The sequence below is a fragment of the Glaciimonas sp. OK215 genome (assembly GCF_057787885.1).
Genome location: NZ_CM173544.1, coordinates 6,280,971 through 6,302,644, shown reverse-complemented (window position 1 = coordinate 6,302,644; position 21,674 = coordinate 6,280,971). Strand labels below are relative to the sequence as shown.

The window sequence follows — 21,674 nt, the reverse complement described above, 5'->3', positions numbered from 1 at the left end:
CCAAGTTAAGCACTGTATATTTTTCGGATTGAAAGAAAAATACGTATAACAGAAAATGATCATTCCGGATTTCAAAATAATAGGCGCGGCGATGAATCTGTTTGAATCGATGAAGGTCTTTGTCAAAGTCGCCGACAGCGGCAGTCTGTCGGGTGCGGCGCGCGCGCTGGATATGTCGAATCCGTCGGTGACCCGCCATATTGCCGACCTCGAAACTTACTTGCATGCGCGCCTGTTCAACCGTAGCACCCGCCGCTTGAGCCTCACCGATACCGGCGCCGCGTATCTGGAACGCAGTCGCCAGGTATTGTTCGATCTGGAGGAAGCGGCGATGGCCGCCAACACCAGTGCCGCCAGCCCGACCGGAATATTGCGCATCAACGTGCCGGTGTCATTTTCAGTCAATCATCTGGGCCGCGTGTTGCCGCTGTATGCGCAGCGCTATCCACATGTGGCGCTGGATGTGTCGCTCTCGGATCGGGTAGTTGATCTGGTCGACGAGGGTTACGACCTGGCGATCCGGATCGGCAAGCTGCAAGGCCAGAGTCTGGTCGCGCGCAAAATTGCGCCCGCCCGGATTCTGCTGTGCGCGGCTCCGGCCTATCTTGAAAAAAATGGGGTGCCACAACATCCGGCGGACCTTGAAAATCATGCCTGCCTGAATTATGCGTACTCGACGCCACGCGATGAATGGCGCTTTTTACGGGATGGGAAAACCTATGCGGTGCGCGTCAAGGGCGGACTCCATACCAACAACGGCGACCTGCTGCGGGAAGCGGCTCTGGCCGGGATGGGGATTATTCGACAGCCATCTTTCATTGTCGGCGACGATGTGCGCGGCGGACGCCTGGTCCCGCTATTGCCGAAGTATCACAATGAGGAGCTGTCTATACACGCGGTGTACCCGAGCCGCCAGCATCTGTCCGCCAAGGTCCGTACCTTTGTCGATTTTCTGGCGGAACAGTTTGGCGACACACCGTATTGGGATCGCGATCTGCCGGCGGATTGATGTCGCAGACCAATGCATCGCGAGGCGGTTGCCGCCTGCGGTCGGCAGGCGCCATCACAAATGGAAATGCCGCATAGCAAGCTATGCGGCATTTATTTTGTACTGCCGAAAATTACTTCTTGCTGCGACTAGCCTTATCAGCTGTTTGCGCGAACTGGGTTGCTGCGTTGTTCAGATTCGCTTCCAGTGTTTCTACTGCCTGCTTGGCCGATTTGGTCAGTTGCTCGTAACCGGCGTTGGCGTTACCGATCACGGATTTCAGAATGGCGATGGCATTTTCCGAACCAGCTGGCGCATTCTTGCTGACTTCATCGATCAGGGCATTGATGCGGCGGCTGGTTTCTGCGATTTGCGCTTCAGCGGCTTTGGTCAATTCTGCCTGGGTACCGGACGCGATGCCTTGCAGGTCGCGACCGTAAGCGGCTGCCTTTTCAGCGCCGGGCTTGGCTTGCGATGCCGAAATCGACATGAATTCCTGTGCATCTTTCGCGCCCAGCAGTTGCTTGGCGGAAGCGCTCGACTCTTCCATGGATGCCTTGGCGGCACTCATGTTCAATTCGATGACTTTTTCAACGCCTTCGAAGGCTTTGGTGGTCAGCGTGTTCAGCAATGCTAATTGCGCTTCGAAATGGGCTTTGGTCGCTGCGGAAAACTGCTCTTGGAATGAAAACATGGTCTTCTCCTTAAATTAAGAGGAATGCTACTTACGGTCAGCGACCAAATGGTGCGCTGCAACAATGCGTATTTTACATACAGAAATCTTGGTGTCAAGAATTATTGTGCAACGCAACAAATATCGTTTTAATAATTAACAATTGTCACCTAACAGCGTACTTATCCCACAACAACGCTTATCCCGCAAGCGCGCACACTTTCCTTGCATCAAACGTCTTTCCCTTGCTGAGCAGACAGCGGCGATAAACCAGAATGCTGTTTTCAAAATATACCCGTGCCTGTTTGAGTGGCAGTGCGGCCAAGCGTTCCGCCATTTTTCGGCTGACTTGAAAATGTTGATAATCAATCGGCTGCCGCCAGTCGCCACCCCAAATCGGGAAGCCATGCGCGGCAAAAATATCCACCACCTGCTGATCCACCATCCCCGGACGGTGTGGCAGACGCGTTGCGTAAGGTTTGCCGGCAGGCGGACTGACTTCGGCCAATCCCTGGACATCGCGCCGCACATAAGGGTTTTGCAGAGGATTGATATCGATCGCCAGGCCATAAGCATGCAACGAAACTGCGATGCCGCCGGTGATCGGCCGATGATTGAAGGCAGACGTATTATTGTCGGCCATGGAGGCGGCGTCGTCGCCGTGATAATTGGCCATCAGACGCGCACGCGCCAATGGCACACGGCGCTCAAGCAGCAACTTGAAAATGGTTTGTACCTGGGGGGCAACGGCAGCCATCACCATGATTTCACCGTCATCATGCATCCGGCCGTCGAAGTCGACATAAGAGAAACGCAGCACCTGCAGTTGTGAACAACGCACCGGCGTCCCCGGCCGCATAACATGCTCTTCCTGAAGGCGGGTGCAGCGTGCGCTGTCGACCGGCGTCAATTCGGCGTCCGGGGCCGCAGCAGCAGCCCAACCAACGCCGGCAAGCAGCAACATCAGAGCGCGCAAATGCCGGCTTCCGATCACACGGCTACCGCGCTCAAATCATGTATCACCAGTCCCGCATCGGTTTTGCCAAACATCTCAATACTGGCGCGTTGTATCGCCTGCATCGCATCCTGATAGCCTTGCTCCCAGCGCCACTGCACAGAGCCTTGGGAGAAATTGACATCCTTCGACGCCATGTTCCAGTCATGACCGCCATACCGCAAACGCACCAGGTGGATGGTGCTGTCGTCGGCGAGTCCTGCAAATTCCTTGAGGTCGGACTTGCTGCGCTCTGCTACCGGCAATTTGTTGTATAGCAAGCGGGCCGTGCGACGCAGTTGGTGCATGCGCAAATAGTTTTCGATATGCCGTTGCGAGCGCGAGGCGAACGTGACATCTTTCTGTCGCGTCTGCACCTCATCGAGCGTGCGCGGCTCGTCACCGTCAGCGCTCCACAGATCGACCATCACGCAAACCGTATCGACACGCGGCCGGTCGGTGCGATCGTCCTGATCGTCGAGCACGATTTCCAGCGGCGTGTTGGAATACAAGCCGCCATCCCAATACAAGTCGCCGTCGACGCGGACCGGTGCGAAACCGGGTGGCAACGCACCGCTGGCCATGATGTGCTCAATCCCTATCTGGCGTTGTTCGGAATCGAAACAGACCAGATTGCCGCTGGTAACTTTCATCGCGCTGACGGTCAGCCGGATACTGTCGGGGCAATTCAGAAAATCCAGATCAACCAGCCGCCCCAAGGTTTCGGCCAGCGCCCCGGTATCATAAAAACTCGCCTGCTCCGGCTCCACCGGCCAGCCCAGCGCGAACGGATTCAGCGGCCGCGGCGTAAAAAATCCCGGCACGCCGCGCAGCACCGTATCCAGCGTGGTCCACCAGGTACTGTTCTGCCGCACGGCATCCGGAACCTTGGCCATATCGACCAGGTCCTTGTGCGAGACCGACTCCCAGAATTCTTTCAGACGCGATAGGCGCAGATCGCGCCGGTTGCCCGCGATGATCGCGGCATTGATCGCACCGATTGAGGTTCCCACCACCCAGTCCGGCGTCAGGTTGTTCTCATGCATGGCGTGATAGACGCCGGCCTGATATGCCCCAAGCGCACCGCCACCTTGCAGCACCAGCACCACGCGTGGCGGGCTGACAGCCGGGTTATCCGCGGCTTTGGTTTGGGTTTTGACGTTGCCGGGTCCGGCCGCTGCCGGTTTCGCAGCAGGCTGTGCGCTTGCCCGAATCTTGGTGGTGGCTTTATTGGTCATGTGGCGCCATTCTTCGTAGGGATAGAGCGCTTATCTTAACCGACTTGCTTTCACTTCTTCCTGATCAGGTAAATCGCCAGCCCGATAATCACCACCACGCTCAGCTCTAACCCAACCACAACATAGTTCGTTAACATCTGTTTCACCAATTCTGTCAAAGATAAATTCATGATGCCGCTGAATCAGGGAACCCGGTACAAACACCCCATGCCCAATAAAATCAGCGACGAAACGGCAGCATGGCCGATGATACAACTAATCCGGTGCCGCCCCTCCCAAAAACGTGCTCCGCTCCAAGACGCGTAAAATCACGACTTATTGCGCCCGTCCGCACCCATCTACCCTAGCCCCCATCATGACCATCCTGCTGTCTACCCTCAACGCCCGCTATTCCCACGCCTCGCTCGGCCTGCGCTACCTGCAAGCCAACATGGGCGATCTGCGCGACGACACCCAGCTGCATGAATTCGTGATCGGCGCAAAAACCACCGATATCGTCGAAAAACTGCTGGCGCACAGAGCTACAGACGGCGGCACCACCATCATCGGCTTCGGCGTCTACATCTGGAATATCGAAGAAAGCACCAAAGTGGTGGCGATGCTGAAATGCGTGGCGCCCGAGATCGTGATCGTGCTGGGCGGACCGGAAGTGTCCTACGAATCCGAACAGCAACAGATCGTCAAACTCGCCGATTACCTCGTGACCGGCTGGGGCGACGTCACTTTCCCGGAGCTATGCCGGCAAATTGTCAACGGTCCCAAGCCACTGATGAAAACCCACATCGGCAAGCAACCGCCGATGGAAGATATCACGCTGCCATATTCCCTCTACAGCGATCACGATATCGCCCACCGCACGCTGTATGTCGAAGCGTCGCGCGGCTGTCCGTTCAAATGCGAATTTTGCTTGTCGGCGCTGGACAAGACCGCCTGGCCGTTCGGCCTCGAGAATTTTCTGGCGGAGCTGGAGTCGCTCCATGCGCGCGGCGCCCGCTTGTTCAAGTTCGTCGACCGCACCTTCAATCTGAACGTCAAAACCAGTCTGAAGATACTCCAGTTTTTCCTCGATAAGCTGGCTGCCAATCCCGACGATCCGGTGTTTGCGCACTTTGAGCTGGTCCCCGATCATTTACCGGATGCGTTGAAGGAAGCCATCACCAAATTCCCTGCCGGCGCGCTGCAATTTGAAATCGGGATTCAGAGTTTCAATCCTGAAGTCCAGGTGCTGGTCAGCCGCAAACAAAACAACCAGAAAGCCGCCGAAAATATACGCTGGCTGATCCAGGAATCGCATGCCCATTTGCACGTTGACCTGATCGCCGGCCTGCCTGGCGAAGATGTCGATAGCTTCGCCCGCGGCTTCGATCAGCTGGTCGCACTGGAACCACATGAAATCCAGTTCGGCATACTGAAGCGCTTGCGCGGCACCCCGATCATTCGCCATACCCAGACCTTCGGCCTGGTCTTTGATCCGCATCCCCCCTACACCATCCTCGCTACCGATCGCATCGACTTCAGTACCATGCAGCGGCTGGTGCGATTTTCGCGTTACTGGGATCTGGTCGCCAATTCCGGCCGCTTTGCCCACACCTTGCCGATCATTCTCGGCGCTACGCCGTTTTTCAGCTTCATGGCATTTTCGGATTGGCTATATGCTAAAACCGATGCCACCCATCGGATCGCAATGGACCGGCTGGCGGGCCTGGTCGGACAGTGGTTGCGCCTGCAGGGATTAAGCGAAGCGAGCGTGAACGCAGTGCTCAGCACCGACTACGCGGGTCAGCCGCCGAAGCCGGCGAATACCTCGGCCGCTGCGCCAAAGCCGGTTAGCGCCAAAGAACCCGCACAGTCGGTGGCGCCGCAACGACAGGCACGTCATTTGAGCGCTTGATTTAAAAATGGAATCAGGCTTTCCGCTGGCTGCGCCATGCGGCGATCAACTGTTGCGAAACCGCATCTATGGCCTCCAGCGAGACGCTGCCGACTTGATTAAAAATCATCAACGCATACACGCTCGCCAGCGTATTCACCTCTGGTGACAGTGCGCATTCCTCGCCAATCGCGGGGCGCTGCAGACGCCAGTAATTGATGGCTTCTTCGAGTTCAGGCAATGAAATATTCATGGCGGTATTGTACCCGTGGAATTTTACCGTTTGCCAACTGAGACGACCTAAAACACTACGCCGGCAACCAAAATGATATTCGCATACGGCGCACACTCGCCAGTCCGGACGATCGCGCGCGCGCCTTGCGTCAGACGCTTGAATTCAGTATGCGGCAACATCCGCTTGTCGGGCAAGCCCAGGGCATTGATCCGGGCTGCCAGCTGCGGACTGTGACGCGCCAACTCATCGGCCAGCAGATGATGTTCCACCTGCATTTCACTCAACACCGCGTTCAAGGTGTCGATCAGGCCAGGGATACCACGCGTCAGCGCCAGATCGATGCGTGGCACACCGTCCGGTACCGGCAAGCCTGCGTCACCGATCACTACCATATCGCCATGGCCGAGGGACGCGATCAATTGCGACAAGGCGATGTTTAGCAGAGGAGTTTTCTTCATGTTGGCAGTCCGCTTCTTATTGAATGCTTATGGCAGGGTGGATGCCGCCGCTGACAGCAACTCGCTACCAGCAACAGGGGGAAATCAAGTGTAACGCATACCTAACAGGCATTTCACGCTGCACTTGATACGCGGCGCCTCTCGCCGCTCCGGCCTATTTCAGTTATTGTTGCTAGCAGCGAACCTCAGAACCGCAGATCAAGGAATGGACATGACGAATTCAAGTGCGAATGTATTGCGTAGTTTTTATCCGGCTATCGAGCCGTTCCAGCATGGCATGCTGGACGTGGGCGACGGTCACCTGATTTACTGGGAAGAATGCGGCAATCCACACGGCAAGCCGGTGGTTTTTCTGCATGGCGGCCCCGGCTCTGGTTGCAGCGAAAATCACCGGCGGCTGTTCGATCCCGCGCGTTACAGAATTGTGCTTTTCGATCAGCGCGGCTGCGGGCGCAGTCTGCCGCACGCCCGCCTGGAGGCGAATACCACCTGGCATCTGGTCGACGATATCGAAAAACTACGCGTACTGCTTGGGGTGGAGAGCTGGCAAGTGTTCGGCGGTTCCTGGGGCAGCACGCTGGCGCTGGCTTACGCCCAGACCCATCCGCAGCGGGTGACCGAATTGATCGTGCGCGGTATTTTTACGGCGCGACAGCTGGAACTCGACTGGTTCTATCAAAGCGGCGCTTCGATGATTTTTCCGGAAGCATGGAAAGAATTTGTGGCAGCGGTGCCGGAAGCTGAGCGTGGCGACTTGATGTGCGCCTATCACCGGCTATTGAATCACGGCGATCAGCAGATACAACTGGCAGCGGCACAAGCCTGGAGCAGATGGGAAGGGCAGGCGGCCACCCTGCTGCCGAACCCGGCATTTGTAGAAGAGTTTGCCGAAGCACATCATGCGCTGGCCGTCGCCCGCATCGAAAATCACTACTTTGTGAATGCAGGATTTTTCACGCCGGATCAATTGATTCAGAATGCGGGCAAGCTCAACGGCATTCCCGGGGTCATCGTGCAAGGCCGCTACGACGCCATTTGCCCACCGCAAACCGCATGGGAATTGCATCAGGCGTGGCCGCTCAGTGAGCTCATCATGGTTGCCGATGCAGGGCACGCGGTGACCGAGCCGGGCATCTTGCATTACTTGATTGAGGCGACTGATCGGTTCGGCCAGATCTAAGGAACAGCCCATATAGATGTCCGAAAACGGCTAGACGGTGCCCGTTGCAGGGCGTATAAATGGCACATGAAAACTGCACTCCCGGACCGCCAGGAAAGTATCACAACGACTCAGTCGGCCGCTGCTACCGGCGCGCTCAACGATGAGAGCTGCTACCGTGCGCTGGCGGCCAAGGACAGCCGTTTCGACGGCGTCTTTTTCGTTGGCGTCAACACCACCGGCATCTACTGCCGCCCGATCTGCAGCGCCAAAACGCCGCGCCCTTCTTCGTGTACTTTTTATGCAAGTGCCGCCGCTGCAGAAGCGGCCGGTTTTCGCCCTTGCCTGCGCTGCCGGCCGGAATTGGCACCGTACGCTGTACAGCAGAATCTGGCTTACGCGGTTTGGCAACGCATCGCCGCCGGTGCGCTCAATCACAACGGCGAAGACGGCAAAGATGGCGGCGACCTCGAACACCTGGCGGCCGAAGTGGGTCTGTCGTCACGCCAGTTGCGCCGGGTTTTACACCAGCACTTCGGCGTCACGCCGATCGAACTGGCGCAAACCCAGCGTCTGCTATTTGCAAAAAAACTACTCCAGGAAACCGGTTTATCGATGACCGCGCTAGCCGACGCCGCAGGCTTTGGCAGTGTGCGGCGCTTCAATGCTTTATTCAATGCGCGTTACGGGATGGCGCCGACTGCGCTGCGCCGGCAACACACACAGGGCGAGACAGCTTCGGTGCCCGACGCAGTCGATGTGGTGACGGTGCGGCTGGCGTATCGACCACCGTTTGCCTGGGAACACATGCTGGCTTATCTGCAGCCGCGCCTGATCGCCGGTGTCGAGTCGGTACAGCTGGCGCAAGCCCGCCCCGCTTATCTGCGCAGCATACGCATCGACAATGTCAGCGGCTGGTTACGCGTCACGCATCTGGCCAAACAGCGCCAGCTGGAGCTGGATGTCGCCCCCAGCCTGGCGCCGCTGCTGATGCCGCTGCTGGCGCGGCTACGCAATCAATTTGACCTCGATGCCAATCCGGCGTTGATTGCGGCGCACCTGAGACTGGATCCTGCGCTTGCGGGCCTCCTTGATGCACAGCCTGGTATCCGCGTTCCCGGCACCTTCGAGCCATTTGAACTGGCAGTGCGGGCGATATTGGGACAGCAAGTCAGCGTTGCCGGCGCCACTACCTTGACCGCACGCCTGGTGAGCCGCTTTGGCGCAGTGGCCGAGACGCCGTTTCCAGCGGTGACGCATCATTTCCCCGAGGCCGGCGTGTTGGCGACACTCCCGGTTTCCGAGCTGGCGAGCATCGGCGTGCCGACATCGCGCGCGCAGACCATACGGCATATGGCGCAATACGCGGCTGAGGGGAAACTGCGCATCAAACCCGGCGCGGGCCTGGAGGAAACAATCGCGCAATTGACTGCGATACCCGGCATCGGCAACTGGACCGCGCATTACATCGCCCTGCGCGCTTTACGTTTTCCGGATGCGTTTCCGGCCGGTGATCTGGGGCTACAAAAAGCGCTGGCAACAACCGGCGGCCGCCTTACCGAAAAACAACTCGCTGCCATCGCGCGACCATGGGCACCCTGGCGCGGCTACGCAGCACTACTTCTATGGCACTCACTATGAGCATAAGCACAGGAAAAACCGCCGACGCCACGTATTACGACGAGCTTGGCAGCCCGCTCGGCAAGCTGTTAATCGCCGCGACCGAGGCTGGCATCAGCGGGATATATTTTGAAAAACATCGCCATTTCAAAGGCAAGGACGGCTGGCTGCACGCGCCCGAGCATCCGCATCTGCAACTGGCGGCACAGCAGCTCAACGAATACTTTGCAGGTACCCGCCAGCAATTCGACCTGCCGCTGGCATTGTGCGGGACGGCGTTTCAACAAGCGGTGTGGCAGGCTTTGATCGCCATCCCGTTCGGTCAGTCGACCACCTATGGCCGCCATGCGGAACAAATCGGTAAAGCCAATGCCGTGCGCGCGGTCGGCACGGCGATTGGCCGCAATCCGGTGTCGATTATTGTGCCTTGCCATCGCGTGCTTGGCGCTTCAGGCGCGCTGACCGGCTATGCCGGTGGACTGGAGCGTAAGCAGTTTCTGTTGCGGCACGAACAATCTAAACAAGCTTAGCGCTGCTGGCACGGCGGATTGGCAGCGCGACGGGCTGCAGCACTTTCATCATCCTCTGCTTAACCGAACTTCGGTGGCTTGGACGAACTGCTCGAAACCTTGCAAGAAGTCGTGCAGCTGCTTGCGCGTGCCCTCATCGGTCAGCGCGCCGCTTTCGTCAAATACCTTGTTTGCCCGGGAGACCATCAGGCGGCCTCCGGCCCAGTGGCGGGCGCCCAGCGTTCTGAGCACCGGTAGCCAGGCGTTCTGGGCCAGGATCGTGCCGAACCCGCCGGGCGAGGCACCGATAATCGCGACGGGACGATTGCCAAAGACCGCAGCGATCTCCGCTGGCGGGCGAGACAGCCAGTCGATGGCGTTTTTGAAGACGCCGGGAATGCCGTTGTTGTATTCCGGCGTGGCGAGCAACAAGGCATCGCTGGCCATGATGCGGGCCTGGAGGTCGCGCACAGCTTGCGGCACGCCTTCCTGCTGCTCCAGGTCGCCGTCGTAAAGCGGAATCCCATGCAGCGTGGCGATGTCCAGCTCAATGTCGGGACCGGCCAGCGCTTGCGCCGCCCGCAGCAACGCGGTGTTAAATGATTGGCGGCGCAAGCTGCCGGAAATGCCTAGGATTTTGACGGGGGTGGTCATGTGAGGCTCCTTGTCATTGAGAGAGTTCGGTGGCGATACGGATTGCGCCGCTCAATACCTTGTGCATAGGACAGGCATTGGCTGCTTGCAGCAGGCGTTCGTTTTGTTCACTGCTCAGATCACCTTGCAGGGTGATGTGCCGGGTAATTTCAGTGGTGCCGGCGGCGGGCTTGCCGTTCGGATTGAACTGCAACTCCACCGCAACGCCCGTCAGCAGCCACTGTTTGTGGGCCGCGAACATCTGCAGTGTGATGACTGTGCAAGTGCCGAGGCTGGACAGCAAAAGCTGCGCGGGCGAAGGCCCGGCATCGGCGCCGCCGCGTTCGACCGGCTCATCGCCCAGCCACTGGTGCCCCGTGTCGTCCGTCAACGTCACGGTATAAGGAATATTGCCGCTGACGGCGCGGACGGTGGAAATGGTCATCGCATGTTCTCCATTCTTGCTCCAAAAGTGGGACGAAAAAGCGCGCCGGACTGGCGCTGACGGATAACGGTCACGGCATCTTGAAAATTCATAAGCTAGGTACTTTCACGCACAGCCAGCTGGAAGCCGAGATCGAGGCGGGCCTTTTTTATACTCTCGCCTTTTAGCTGGCGTATCAGTAATTCCGCCGCCTTGTAGCCGATGTCGTAGCGCGGCGTGACGATGGTGGTGATCGACGGCGTCGCGCAGGCCGCCCACGACAAGTCGTTGAAGCCGGCGATCGCCATCTGCTGCGGCACCTTGATGCCGCGCCGCTGGCATTCGAACAGCGCGCCCAGCGCCAGATCATCGTTACAGCAAAAGACGGCGTCGCAATCCGGATGCAATGCCAGGATGCGGCTCAGCAATTGCGCACCCATGTTGACCGTGGTCGGCGTCGGCAGCAGCGCTTCCACATTCGGGTCCAGTCCCGCTTCCAGCAAGCCTTTGCGGAATCCTTCGCGGCGCTTCATCATGCGCGGATCGAGCTGCGCCGCCAGGAAACCGGGGCGGCGATAACCCCGTTCGATCAAATGCCGGGCCACAGCATAGCCGGCCTTGGTCTGCGAAAAACCGACCGTCATATCACTATTGCTCTTGCCGAGGTCAAACATGCGCACGGCGGGGAGTTTGCCGGTGGTCAACTGTTGCCGCAAGATGTCGTGCTGGTCCACGCTGGATAGCAGGAAGCCATCCGGCGCATACGCCAGGTAAGTGGAGATCAGTTGGGTTTCCCTGGCTTTCGAATAACCGGTCTCGCCGATCAGGAACTGATAGCCGGCCTGCGACAAATAGTCGCGAATTCCGCTCAAGGTTTCGATGAAAACCGCATTGGTCAGCGAAGGCACCAGCACGCCGATCACCTGAGAACGCGCCGACGCCAGCGTGCTGGCAGCCTGGCTGGGAACGTAGCCGAGCGCCTTGATCACCGCAGCGATACGGTCGCGCAGTTCCTGCTGTACCAGTTCAGGTGTTTTCAGCATCCGCGAGACGGTCATCGCGCTGACCCTGGCCTGTTGCGCCACGTCGACGATGGTGACGCGGCCGGTCGTGCGGCTTCCTTTGGCTGGCTTGATTGAAGTTTTTGCGGCAGCGGGCTGGCTCATGGTTTGGTGAGTATATCCAATTTTGCGGCCATCATACGCTCAGGACACTCGATAGCCGGTTCGCTGTAACAGCAACAGCCCTTGTCCGCATTCTTTTTATTCTGCTTCTTGTGTCCGTGGCATCGCAACAGTTGCATCATATTCATAAAAATGATTTGACATATAATTTTTGGGAGCGCTATCATCGCAGCCAATGTTAACGCTAACATCCGTATTCCAATCAATCTTTGCGTTGCATCATATTTCCTAAAAACACTACGCAAGATAGTGAACACGCTGTGCCGGATACGGCGCGATCGGCGACCCCGTCAGAGACATGCATGAATTCCAGGAGGATGACAGGCATGGCATTGGCGGCGAGCGGGCGATCTCGTTTGCGATCATGGCCCGCGTGCCTTTCAACTTTGGAGACCTTCCCATGCTGGGCTTGAGTAACGACTCGACATTGCTGTTGAACGCATTCCTCGCGATTCTGGCGCTGATCATTATGATCACGCGTTTGCGCATCCATCCTTTCATCGCGCTAATCATCACTTCCGGTTTTCTCGGCCTGATCTCGGGCATGCCCTTGCCAAAGATCGTCAAGTCGTTCCAGGACGGTTTCGGCGGCGTGCTCGGCTTTGTCGGCATCGTGCTGGGCCTGGGCACCATGCTCGGCAAGATGATGGCAGAGTCGGGTGGCGCAGACCGGATCGCGCAAACACTGGTGCGCGCTTTCGGCAAGGAGCGCGTGCATTGGGCGATGATGATAGGCGCCTTCCTGGTCGGCATTCCGCTGTTCTTCGAAATCGGCTTCGTGCTGCTGATCCCGCTGGTGTTTATCGTCGCCCGCCGTTCCGGCGTGCCGCTGTTCAAAATCGGCATGCCGATGCTGGCCAGCCTCTCGGTAATGCACGGCCTGGTGCCGCCGCATCCGGGACCATTGCTGGCTATCGGCATTTTCGGCGCGGACATCGGCAAGACCATTTTCTACGGCCTGGTGGTCGGCTTGCCGACAGTGATCATCGCCGGCCCTATGTTCGGCGCTTTCATCTCCAAGTATGTCGACGTCAAACCGTCCGATGAATTGATGGATCAACTGGCGCGCGAGCCTGAAACGAAAAACTTGCCGGGCTTCGGCATTACCCTGATTACCGTGTTGTCGCCGGTGTTCCTGATGCTGCTGAAAACCTTCGTCGATGTGGCACTGCCGGAAGGCAACGGCCTGCGCGACCTGATGGAATTTATCGGTAATCCGATCGTGGCTTTGCTGGCGGCGCTGCTGCTGTCGCTATACACTTTTGGGACGGCGCGCGGCTTCACGCGTCACCAAGTTTTGAAATTTGTCGAGCAGAGTTTGGCGCCGACTGCGGCGATTGTGCTGATCATCGGCGCCGGTGGCGGCTTCAAGCAAATGCTGGTCAACAGCGGCGTCGGCACCGCAATCGGCCAGCTGGCCGTGCATGCGCAGATTTCGCCTTTGCTGCTGGCCTGGTTTGTGGCCGGCGTGATTCGGGTGGCGACCGGTTCCGCGACCGTGGCGACGATTACCGGCGCCGGCATCGTGGCACCGCTGGTGACCTTGATCCCCGGCACCAACCGCGAACTGCTGGTGCTGGCGACCGGTGCCGGATCGCTGATGTTGTCGCACGTCAACGATGCCGGTTTCTGGCTGGTCAAGGAATACTTCAACATGAGCGTCAGCGAAACGTTCAAGACCTGGACAGTGATGGAAACAATCATCTCGGTGGTTGCCATCATCCTCATCATGTTGCTCAATTTGGTCGTGTAAGACGCTACGCGCCATCACCACGACCACACCCAAGGAGGCAGAATGACGGCAACACTACCCGCAGGTTTGCAAAGTTTTTCGCTGGTCGGCAAGCTTGCGCTGATTACCGGTTCCAGCGGCGGTATCGGCCTGGCGTTCGCGCGCGGCCTGGCTGCCGCCGGTGCCGCGATCGTCCTCAACGGCCGCGATGCGGAGAAGCTGGCGCGCGTGGCTGCGCAATTGCGCGCCGAAGGTTACACGATCCACGAATCCAGTTTCGACGTCACGTCGTCGGCCTCGGTGGAGGCCGCGGTAGCAAAGATAGAAAGCGATATCGGCGCCATCGACATCCTGTTCAACAATGCCGGCATCCAGCGGCGCGCGCCGCTGGAAGAGTTCAAGGATGCCGACTGGCACGACCTGATCCAGACCAATCTCAGCAGCGTGTTCTATACCGCCAAGGCGGTCGCGCAACGCATGATTCCACGCGGCCGCGGCAAGATCGTGAATATCTGTTCGGTGCAGAGCGAGCTGGGGCGTCCGAACATCGCGCCCTATACCGCGACCAAAGGCGCAGTGAAAATGTTCACCAAGGGCATGGCGATCGACTGGGGCAAATACGGCTTGCAGGTCAACGGCCTGGGGCCGGGTTATTTCAAGACTGACATGAATGCTGCGCTGGTCGCCGATAAAGCATTTACCGAATGGCTGGTCGGACGCACGCCGTCGCGCCGCTGGGGCAATGTGGAAGACCTGATCGGCGCTGCGGTGTTCTTGTCCAGCGATGCATCGAAGTTCGTCAACGGTCATATCCTGTACGTCGATGGCGGCGTCACTGCAACTTTATAGAGAGGGCTCCATCATGCAACAAGGGATTGTCATTCATGCGCCGCACGACTTGCGCATACAAGAACTGGAAACCGGCGAACTGCAGCCGCAGCAACTGAAAGTCAGGGTCAAGGCCGGCGGCATTTGCGGCTCCGATCTGCACTATTATCATCACGGCGGTTTCGGCACCGTGCGCATCCAGGAACCGATGGTGCTGGGACACGAGGTGGCCGGCGTCATCGCCGAGACCGGTGCTGCCATCAGCGACATTGCGCCGGGCACGCGCATTTCCATCAGCCCCAGCCGTCCTTGCGGCCTGTGCAAATACTGCCAGGAAGGCAAGCAAAACCACTGCCTGGACATGCGTTTTTACGGCAGCGCGATGCGCATGCCGCACGTGCAAGGCGCCTTCCGTCAGGAAATCGTGATCGAGCGCTCGCAGGCGCACGTCGTCGCCGCAAGCGTCAGCGATGGCGAAGCCGCGATGGCCGAGCCGTTGGCGGTAGCCTTGCATGCCGTGCGCCGCGCGGGTCCGCTGTTGGGCAAGCGCGTGCTGGTCACCGGTTGTGGCCCGATTGGCGCCTTGACCGTGATTGCCGCGCGGCGTGCCGGCGCTTTGCAGATTGCCGTGACCGATGTCGCCAGGATGCCACTGGAAACCGCGCTCAAGGTCGGCGCCGATCAAGCCATCGACGTCGGACAACAGCCGGACGCGCTGGCTGCCTTCACCAAGGACAAGGGCAGCTTCGACGTGTTGTTCGAAGTCAGCGGCAACCAGCAAGCCTTGCGCGGCGCGCTCGACGCCTTGCGTCCGGGCGCTGTCATCGTGCAGGTCGGCCTGGGCGGCGACATCAACTTTCCCGCCAATCTGCTGGTCGGCAAGGAACTGGAATGGCGCGGCGCATTCCGCTTCCACGAAGAATTCGCGCTGGCGGTGGAATTGATGAACAACGGCCTGGTCGATGTGAAGCCGCTGATCTCGGCGACCTATCCGTTTGAGAAATCGGTGGAGGCCTTCGAGATTGCCGGCGACCGCTCGAAGATGATGAAGGTGCAGTTAAGCTTCAACTGAAGACCGATTTCACGAAGTCGCCGAATGGATTCGAAAAAAGCCGCCAGTGCAAACACTGGCGGCTTTGTCAATTTACCCGGCATCGAGAATAGCGCTATGCGCTTTTACTTTTCGCCACTACCCGCTTAACCACCGCTTTTTTGGCCGCCGGCTTCTTGGCTGCGACTTTCTTGACGACGGCTTTCGCCACTGTCTTGGTCGTGGCTTCTACATCCGGCTCGCCTTCCGCGGCAGCGGCTTTCGCCTTGCCTTTGGCCGGTGCTTTGGCTTTGCGCTCTTCAAACTCAAAACTGACTTTGCCGTCTTTAGCCTTCACCAAAAATGCCTTGAACGGCCGCCGCGTGCGTTGTGAAACAAAGCCCGGCAACAAATCGGTTTTGCCGTCATTCAGCAATTTCGCCATTTGCTCGGGCAAGATTTCTTGCTGCAAAATAATCCGGCCGCTACGGAAATCACAGGCCTTCGGCTTGGCAACGCTTTTCTCGCAAACATACGCCAGCCCCATTTCATACACGCCGCTGCCGCATTTCGGGCATGGGCCGACCGGGGTCTGGCCGCTGAAGTCAACGCCTTCGCCGTCCTCGCCTTCTTCATCGTTCTGGCCGAAGTCGAATTCCAGCTTGAAATTCTTGATCTCTTCGTCGCGGCTGATCTTCAGGATGGCTGCAAACGGACGTCCCATCTTGGAGCGGAAACCTTGCAGCGGACCGATGGTCCGATTCGTCAGCAATTCTTCAACTTCAGGAATTTCAAACTGACGGCTACCCGGCGTTTTGCTCATCGAGAATTCGCACTTCGTGCATGCGAAACGGCGGTAATTTTCTTTCACCACCGCGCCGCAATTCGGGCAGGGCGCTACCAGCGTCGCATAATCGCCCGGGATGGTGTCGTTGTCGTATTCCTTGGCGCGCTTGACGATGGTCTGTGTCATCTGCGCAATTTCACGCATGAATTCTTCGCGCGTGATCTGCCCTTTTTCCATCAACGACAACTTGTATTCCCACTCACCGGTCAATTCAGGTTCGGTCAATTCATTGACGCCCAGCCCGTGCAACAGCGTCATCAACTGAAACGCCTTGGCCGTCGGTATCATTTCCCGGCCTTCGCGTATCAGGTATTTTTCGAAGATCAGGCCTTCAATGGTCGCCGCGCGGGTTGCCGGCGTGCCCAGACCTTTGCCCGCCATCGCTTCGCGCAACTCGCCATCGTCGACCAGCTTGCCGGCGCCTTCCATCGCTGACAGCAGCGTGGCTTCCGTGTAGCGCGCAGGCGGTTTGGTCACCAGGCCGTGGGCACTGACTTTTTCCGTCTTGACCTTCTCGCCTTTGGCCACCGCGACCAGCGTGCCGTTGTTTTCCGAATCTTTCTCGTCGGCGGCTTCCTTGCCATAAATCGCCAGCCAGCCGGGATTGATCATGACTTTGCCTTCAGTCTTGAACTGATGACCGGAGACCTCGGTAAACCGCGTGGTCACCTGAAATTCCGCGGCCGGGAAAAACACTGCCATGAAGCGGCGCGTTACCAGGTCGTACAATTTCTGTTCCGGCTCCGACAGATTCTTCGGTGCCTGGGTGGTCGGGATGATCGCAAAGTGATCGCTGATCTTGGAATTGTCGAAAATCCGCTTGTTCGGCTTGACCCAGCCCTTGTTCAGAATCTGTGCTGCGAACTGCTGATAGTTGTGGTTCTCGGACACGGTTTCCAGCGCTTGCTTGACCGTGCTCAGATAATCTTCCGGCAGATGACGCGAGTCGGTACGCGGATAGGTCAGCACCTTGTGCTTCTCGTACAGCGCCTGGGCCAGGCCAAGCGTATTTTTGGCAGAGAAACCAAAGCGCGAGTTAGCCTCGCGCTGCAGGCTGGTCAGGTCGAATAAGCCGGGCGCCATTTGCGTGGTCGGCTTGGATTCTTCGGTGACGTTGCCCGGCTTGTTGCGGCAAGCGGCGACGATCGATTCAGCCGCTGCCAGGCTCCACAGACGCTCGCCGCGCTTCTCCGGATCATTCTCATCTTTTTTGTGCTTGGTATCGAGCCAGCGGCCTTCATAAATGCCGGCCGCGCAAATAAACTCGGCACGCACCTCCCAGAAGTCGCGCGAGACGAATTTCTTGATTTTCTCTTCACGCTCGACCACGATCGATAGCGTCGGCGTTTGCACGCGGCCGACGGTGGTCAGATAGAAACCGCCCTCTTTCGAGTTAAACGCGGTCATCGCGCGGGTACCGTTGATACCGATCAGCCAGTCGGCTTCGCTGCGGCAACGTGCTGCGTCGGCCAATGGCAGCATGTCTTCGTCGGCGCGCAAATTGGCGAAGCCGTCGCGAATCGCGCCCGGCGTCATCGATTGCAGCCAGAGTCGCTTGACCGGCTGTTTGGCTTTTGCGTGTTGCGCGATCAGGCGGAAAATCAATTCACCCTCGCGCCCGGCATCGCAGGCGTTGATCAGTGCGGTGACGTCTTTGCGCTTGATCAGTTTGTTGAGTACCTTCAGTCGCGATTCGGTCTTGGCGATCGGATTCAACGCGAAGTACGGCGGAATCATCGGCAAATGGGTAAAGGTCCATTTGCCGCGCTTGACATCGAACTCTTCCGGAACAGCGATTTCCAGCAGGTGGCCGACGGCCGATGACAGCACGTATTCGTCGGATTCAAAGTACTCATCGTGCTTGGTAAAGCCGCCGAGGGTCTTCGCGATGTCGTTCGCGACAGAAGGTTTCTCGGCGATGATGAGGGTCTTGCTCATAAATATGGTCTCGAAAGTGGCGCGCTTTCCCGGCTTATGAGTCAGCGCATTTTTCAGCTAAATGCTTGGTGAAATGTTCCGTGAATGCCGCTCGATACGCATGCAAAATCAGGCGTTGTCGAAGCCGGCAGGCGCGTTGCCAAATGGCAACCCTCTCATACTATAGCAGCCGGCATGGCACTCATCGGTGAATAAGCGGCCAATGATAAGCGGGTTGTTGGGGAAATCGCAAGCGCAGCAAACGTTGAGTTGCTCGCGGGGCAGTGCGGAAGGACCAGGCAATCCCGGATTCAGTGCAGCAGACGGGGCTCCGGATCCTCGTCGTCGTCGAGAAACAGCTCATCGAACATCAAGCCGTCCGGCTCTTTGCCCTGGCTCCAGAGCACCATCAGCACGATGACCTTGAGCTTGTCCAGCGACACGGGCGATTCTCTGACCGCCAGCGCGCGCTCGATGACGATTTCGCGCTGCACCGGATTGAGCATCTTGGCCGACTCCAGAAACTGGATGAAACCAATCGCTGCGGTGCCGAGTGCATCCATTTCCTGCGGCGCGTAAATACGCATGCCGAATGAAAACGCGGTTTGCTGCGGGTAGCGGTCGGCGTACTCGTGATTGGTTTCGGCCAGATCGGTCAGCCAACCGAGGGCTTTGGAGATTTCTTCCTCTTCAAAACCGATTGCCGACAGCTTCTTGACCAAGGCCTCAGGTTCGGGGCAGGCATCGGGGCGGTAATAAGTTTCGTAAAGGTAAACTAGGACTTCAAACATGGATCTACTGTATCGCTAAGATTGGACTAATACAAGCTGCTAAAACCAGCGACTAAGCTTGACGGATCATACGCTGCCGCAACATCGCCGACTTGCTAAAAAATTAACTCAAACGACCTTCATCCATTTGTTAATTAGCCCAAGTATCGCAGGATTTAACGAATGCTGCCGAAAGTGTCATAACAACATCGGTTTAGTGCAATCGTCAGGCCATTTATCCGATTCGCTGATAAATTCCGCCGGGCAGCATCTCCACCAGTCCCTCCAGTTCCAGCGTTAACAACTGCGCACTCAACAGCGCCATGTCCATACCGCTGCGCGCCGCCAGCATATCCAGGCCCGCAGGATCGAATCCAAGCGCTGCCAGCAGTTGATCTCTGGCAGTATCCGGCACGGCAAATTCCCGGATGACTGCCTGCGCGATTAATTCAGATGGTCTGGCTTCATTCGGGCCGGAGCCGACGTGTGCGCGATATGGCCCCATTTCCTCCAGAATATCCTGCGCCGACTCGACCAGCTTGGCCCCCAGTTTAATCAACTGGTGCGCTCCTTTCGACAGCGGCGAGTGGATCGACCCGGGAATCGCAAAAACGTCCCTGCCCTGCTCCGCCGCCAGCCGGGCGGTAATCAGCGAGCCGGAGCGGGCGGCTGCTTCCACGACCAGAACGCCGGACGCAAGACCGGAAATAATCCGATTGCGACGTGGGAAGTTGGCTGCCATGCCCGGCATCCCGAGCGGGTACTCACTTACGATACAGCCGGCAGCGGCAATCTGGTGCGCCAAAGCGCGGTTACGTGCCGGATAAACGATATCCGCGCCGGTGCCGATCACGGCCACCGTGCTGCCGCCGTCAAGGCTGCCCGCCAAACCACGCAAGGCACCGCGATGAGCGGCGCTATCTATGCCTAGCGCCAGACCGGAAATAATAGTCAGCCCGCGTTGGCTGAGAATCTCCGAGAAACGCTCGGCATTTGCGCTTCCCTGCGCCGTCGCGTTGCGGCTGCCAACCACCGCCAGCGACGCTCGCGCCAGCAGTTCGACCCGGCCCTTCACATACAGGAGCAACGGCGGATCGGCGATCTCCAGCAATGCCGGCGGATAGTCCCTATCGGCCAGCGTCAGGACCCGATTGCCCGCTTGCTGCGCCCACGCCAATGTACGCTCGATGCGCTGTTCGGTCAGGTCCGATAACGGTGCCAGCAATGCCTGCGCGATTTTGTTCGGCACCACGTTGTGAAGAACGGAAAGCGGACTTGAAAAAATATTGGCAGGCAAGCCAAAGGCTGCCAGCAGGCGACGCGCCGTGTCGGGGCCGACCCCGGCGGTTTGTTCCAGCCTCAGCCAATCTGCCAGATCGGTCGCCAATGAAGGCTGACCGATCCGGGACTGGCCGGGTGGATGAGATGGCGTACCTGGGTTGTGGGTGGGTTTTTCGTTTGACAAGCGCTTATTCTGGTGACCGGGCAATATCGCCGACGTCTACTGTATCGCGCACCTGCATGATCAGGCCATACGAAATATGCTTAAAAACCCGGAAAATGAACAAGCTGCCGTATTGCTCGTCCGGTAGTTTGACCGGCTTTTTAGCGTCGCCGGCATCGGCGATAACTTTACCGAGCCGGTATAACTGCAACACGTTGCCGACCTCGATGCTGTCTTCCGTTCCCTGGTTGATGCTGACGATTTGATTCTGACCGGCATTCGCGACGCCGCCATAAATCGAGACAATGCGGGCATTCACATCGCGCGTCGGCGCATGCGGGACATAGTTCAGAATCGGCGTAATCGGCAACGCCACCAGACGATCGCCAACGGCCATCTCTTCCTTCGACTCGACGACGCGGAAGGTATCCGCCTCATTTTCTGTTTTACCGGTGCGCTCCAGTTTCAGCGTTCCCAGATACACCGCTTCATGGGCAATCACCTCGCCTGTCACCGGATCTTTCAACGGCTTGCCAGGATGGAAGGCCTGGAATGAAGTGCCGCCGTTGAGGTCGCCACGCACGTATGCGCGGTCATTGCGCCCCAAATTCAAACTGCCTTCCTGCACCGCAACGATATGTGGCGCGTTGTTTAATTCATCGTCTTCGATAATCAGCGGTTGCGACAGGAACGGTCCGATCATGTCGGCAGGAATCGCAGAGATCGCTTCGCGTCCCAGGCCCTCTACCCGCATTTGCGGCGATAATCTGGTTGAATCCGCCGCCCCGCCAGTTGGCGTTCCGAGGCGCAAACGACCTGCGGCGCGGTCAAAATAAACAATCTGTCCCGGATAAATCCAGTGTGGATTATGAATTTCTTCGCGATTCATGCCCCATACTTGCGGCCAGCACCATGCATTCTGCAAAAACTTTCCGGAAATCCCCCACAAAGTATCGCCCCGCACCACCACATGCTGATCCGGTGCATTCGGCAAAAACGCACAGCGCGCGGGTGCAGCCGATTGCGCAAATGAGATTGGCAAAACGCCAACACCAGCCACAAAAGCGAGAAGGAGTGCAGCTGTGCTAAACTTTTTCATGTTGTTTCCGGTGGATATGGCA

The 21,674-nt window shown here is 58.1% G+C and carries 20 protein-coding genes; 8 read left to right on the top strand and 12 right to left on the bottom strand.

Annotation, left to right across the window (positions count from 1 at the left end; all coding sequences use genetic code 11):
* Positions 1–91 precede the first annotated feature (91 nt).
* Entirely contained in the window at positions 92–1,009 is a 918-nt protein-coding gene (locus AC3CHX_RS29165; protein ID WP_488631420.1) for a LysR family transcriptional regulator, read from the top strand.
* A 112-nt stretch (positions 1,010–1,121) separates the two neighbouring features.
* Here AC3CHX_RS29165 and phaP read toward each other — a convergent pair whose 3' ends face one another.
* The 3 genes from phaP to AC3CHX_RS29150 form a co-directional block, all read right to left on the bottom strand.
* On the bottom strand, positions 1,122–1,682 hold the full coding sequence (gene phaP / locus AC3CHX_RS29160) for a TIGR01841 family phasin (RefSeq protein WP_488631419.1): 561 nt from the start codon (positions 1,680–1,682) through the stop codon (positions 1,122–1,124).
* A gap of 178 nt (positions 1,683–1,860) precedes the next feature.
* Positions 1,861–2,637 (bottom strand): M15 family metallopeptidase, encoded by a 777-nt coding sequence (locus AC3CHX_RS29155; protein WP_488631418.1) that lies wholly within the window; start codon positions 2,635–2,637, stop codon positions 1,861–1,863.
* Positions 2,638–2,651: 14 nt separating this feature from the next.
* Complete coding sequence (locus tag AC3CHX_RS29150) at positions 2,652–3,893, bottom strand: patatin-like phospholipase family protein (RefSeq protein ID WP_488631417.1); 1,242 nt, start codon at positions 3,891–3,893, stop codon at positions 2,652–2,654.
* Between the two features lie 355 nt (positions 3,894–4,248).
* Here AC3CHX_RS29150 and AC3CHX_RS29145 point away from each other — a divergent pair, with 355 nt between their 5' ends.
* Positions 4,249–5,784: a B12-binding domain-containing radical SAM protein gene (locus AC3CHX_RS29145; RefSeq protein ID WP_488631416.1), complete on the top strand. Its 1,536-nt coding sequence runs from the start codon at positions 4,249–4,251 to the stop codon at positions 5,782–5,784.
* A 13-nt stretch (positions 5,785–5,797) separates the two neighbouring features.
* Here AC3CHX_RS29145 and AC3CHX_RS29140 read toward each other — a convergent pair whose 3' ends face one another.
* Together AC3CHX_RS29140 and rbsD are read right to left on the bottom strand one after the other, a co-directional pair.
* Positions 5,798–6,016: a DUF3717 domain-containing protein gene (locus AC3CHX_RS29140; RefSeq protein WP_488631415.1), complete on the bottom strand. Its 219-nt coding sequence runs from the start codon at positions 6,014–6,016 to the stop codon at positions 5,798–5,800.
* Positions 6,017–6,063: 47 nt separating this feature from the next.
* On the bottom strand, positions 6,064–6,456 hold the full coding sequence (gene rbsD / locus AC3CHX_RS29135) for a D-ribose pyranase (protein ID WP_488631414.1): 393 nt from the start codon (positions 6,454–6,456) through the stop codon (positions 6,064–6,066).
* Between the two features lie 211 nt (positions 6,457–6,667).
* Here rbsD and pip point away from each other — a divergent pair, with 211 nt between their 5' ends.
* The 3 genes from pip (at position 6,668) to AC3CHX_RS29120 (ending at position 9,765) form a co-directional block, all read left to right on the top strand.
* Positions 6,668–7,636 (top strand): prolyl aminopeptidase, encoded by a 969-nt coding sequence (gene pip, locus AC3CHX_RS29130; protein WP_488631413.1) that lies wholly within the window; start codon positions 6,668–6,670, stop codon positions 7,634–7,636.
* A 66-nt stretch (positions 7,637–7,702) separates the two neighbouring features.
* Positions 7,703–9,256, top strand: coding sequence for a DNA-3-methyladenine glycosylase 2 family protein (locus AC3CHX_RS29125; RefSeq protein WP_488631412.1), 1,554 nt, complete (start codon positions 7,703–7,705; stop codon positions 9,254–9,256).
* Entirely contained in the window at positions 9,253–9,765 is a 513-nt protein-coding gene (locus tag AC3CHX_RS29120) for a methylated-DNA--[protein]-cysteine S-methyltransferase (protein ID WP_488631411.1), read from the top strand. The genes AC3CHX_RS29125 and AC3CHX_RS29120 overlap by 4 nt, the downstream gene beginning before the upstream one ends.
* Positions 9,766–9,813: 48 nt before the next feature.
* Here AC3CHX_RS29120 and AC3CHX_RS29115 read toward each other — a convergent pair whose 3' ends face one another.
* The 3 genes from AC3CHX_RS29115 to gntR all read right to left on the bottom strand — a co-directional run bounded on the left by AC3CHX_RS29115 (position 9,814) and on the right by gntR (position 11,967).
* On the bottom strand, positions 9,814–10,398 hold the full coding sequence (locus AC3CHX_RS29115) for an NADPH-dependent FMN reductase (RefSeq protein WP_488631410.1): 585 nt from the start codon (positions 10,396–10,398) through the stop codon (positions 9,814–9,816).
* Positions 10,399–10,411: 13 nt separating this feature from the next.
* A complete protein-coding gene (locus AC3CHX_RS29110) occupies positions 10,412–10,822 on the bottom strand; it encodes an OsmC family protein (protein WP_488631409.1) in 411 nt (136 codons plus the stop codon).
* A gap of 95 nt (positions 10,823–10,917) precedes the next feature.
* Positions 10,918–11,967, bottom strand: coding sequence for an HTH-type transcriptional regulator GntR (gene gntR, locus AC3CHX_RS29105; protein ID WP_488631408.1), 1,050 nt, complete (start codon positions 11,965–11,967; stop codon positions 10,918–10,920).
* Between the two features lie 418 nt (positions 11,968–12,385).
* Here gntR and AC3CHX_RS29100 point away from each other — a divergent pair, with 418 nt between their 5' ends.
* The 3 genes from AC3CHX_RS29100 to AC3CHX_RS29090 are packed head-to-tail and all read left to right on the top strand — an operon-like array spanning position 12,386 to position 15,617.
* Positions 12,386–13,738, top strand: coding sequence for a GntP family permease (locus tag AC3CHX_RS29100; RefSeq protein WP_488644965.1), 1,353 nt, complete (start codon positions 12,386–12,388; stop codon positions 13,736–13,738).
* 42 nt (positions 13,739–13,780) lie between these two features.
* A complete protein-coding gene (locus AC3CHX_RS29095; protein WP_488631407.1) occupies positions 13,781–14,566 on the top strand; it encodes an SDR family NAD(P)-dependent oxidoreductase in 786 nt (261 codons plus the stop codon).
* Positions 14,567–14,579: 13 nt separating this feature from the next.
* The gene (locus AC3CHX_RS29090) at positions 14,580–15,617 is read left to right on the top strand and encodes an L-idonate 5-dehydrogenase (RefSeq protein ID WP_488631406.1); all 1,038 of its coding nucleotides are present in this window, start codon (positions 14,580–14,582) and stop codon (positions 15,615–15,617) included.
* A gap of 94 nt (positions 15,618–15,711) precedes the next feature.
* On the opposite strand, the gene AC3CHX_RS29085 is transcribed toward AC3CHX_RS29090, so the two are convergent.
* The 4 genes from AC3CHX_RS29085 to AC3CHX_RS29070 all read right to left on the bottom strand — a co-directional run bounded on the left by AC3CHX_RS29085 (position 15,712) and on the right by AC3CHX_RS29070 (position 21,652).
* Positions 15,712–18,360 (bottom strand): DNA topoisomerase III, encoded by a 2,649-nt coding sequence (locus tag AC3CHX_RS29085; protein WP_488631405.1) that lies wholly within the window; start codon positions 18,358–18,360, stop codon positions 15,712–15,714.
* Positions 18,361–18,650: 290 nt separating this feature from the next.
* Entirely contained in the window at positions 18,651–19,130 is a 480-nt protein-coding gene (locus AC3CHX_RS29080) for a Smg family protein (protein ID WP_488631404.1), read from the bottom strand.
* A gap of 214 nt (positions 19,131–19,344) precedes the next feature.
* Entirely contained in the window at positions 19,345–20,511 is a 1,167-nt protein-coding gene (dprA, locus tag AC3CHX_RS29075) for a DNA-processing protein DprA (protein WP_488644964.1), read from the bottom strand.
* Between the two features lie 67 nt (positions 20,512–20,578).
* Positions 20,579–21,652, bottom strand: coding sequence for a LysM peptidoglycan-binding domain-containing protein (locus AC3CHX_RS29070; protein WP_488631403.1), 1,074 nt, complete (start codon positions 21,650–21,652; stop codon positions 20,579–20,581).
* Positions 21,653–21,674: the final 22 nt, after the last annotated feature.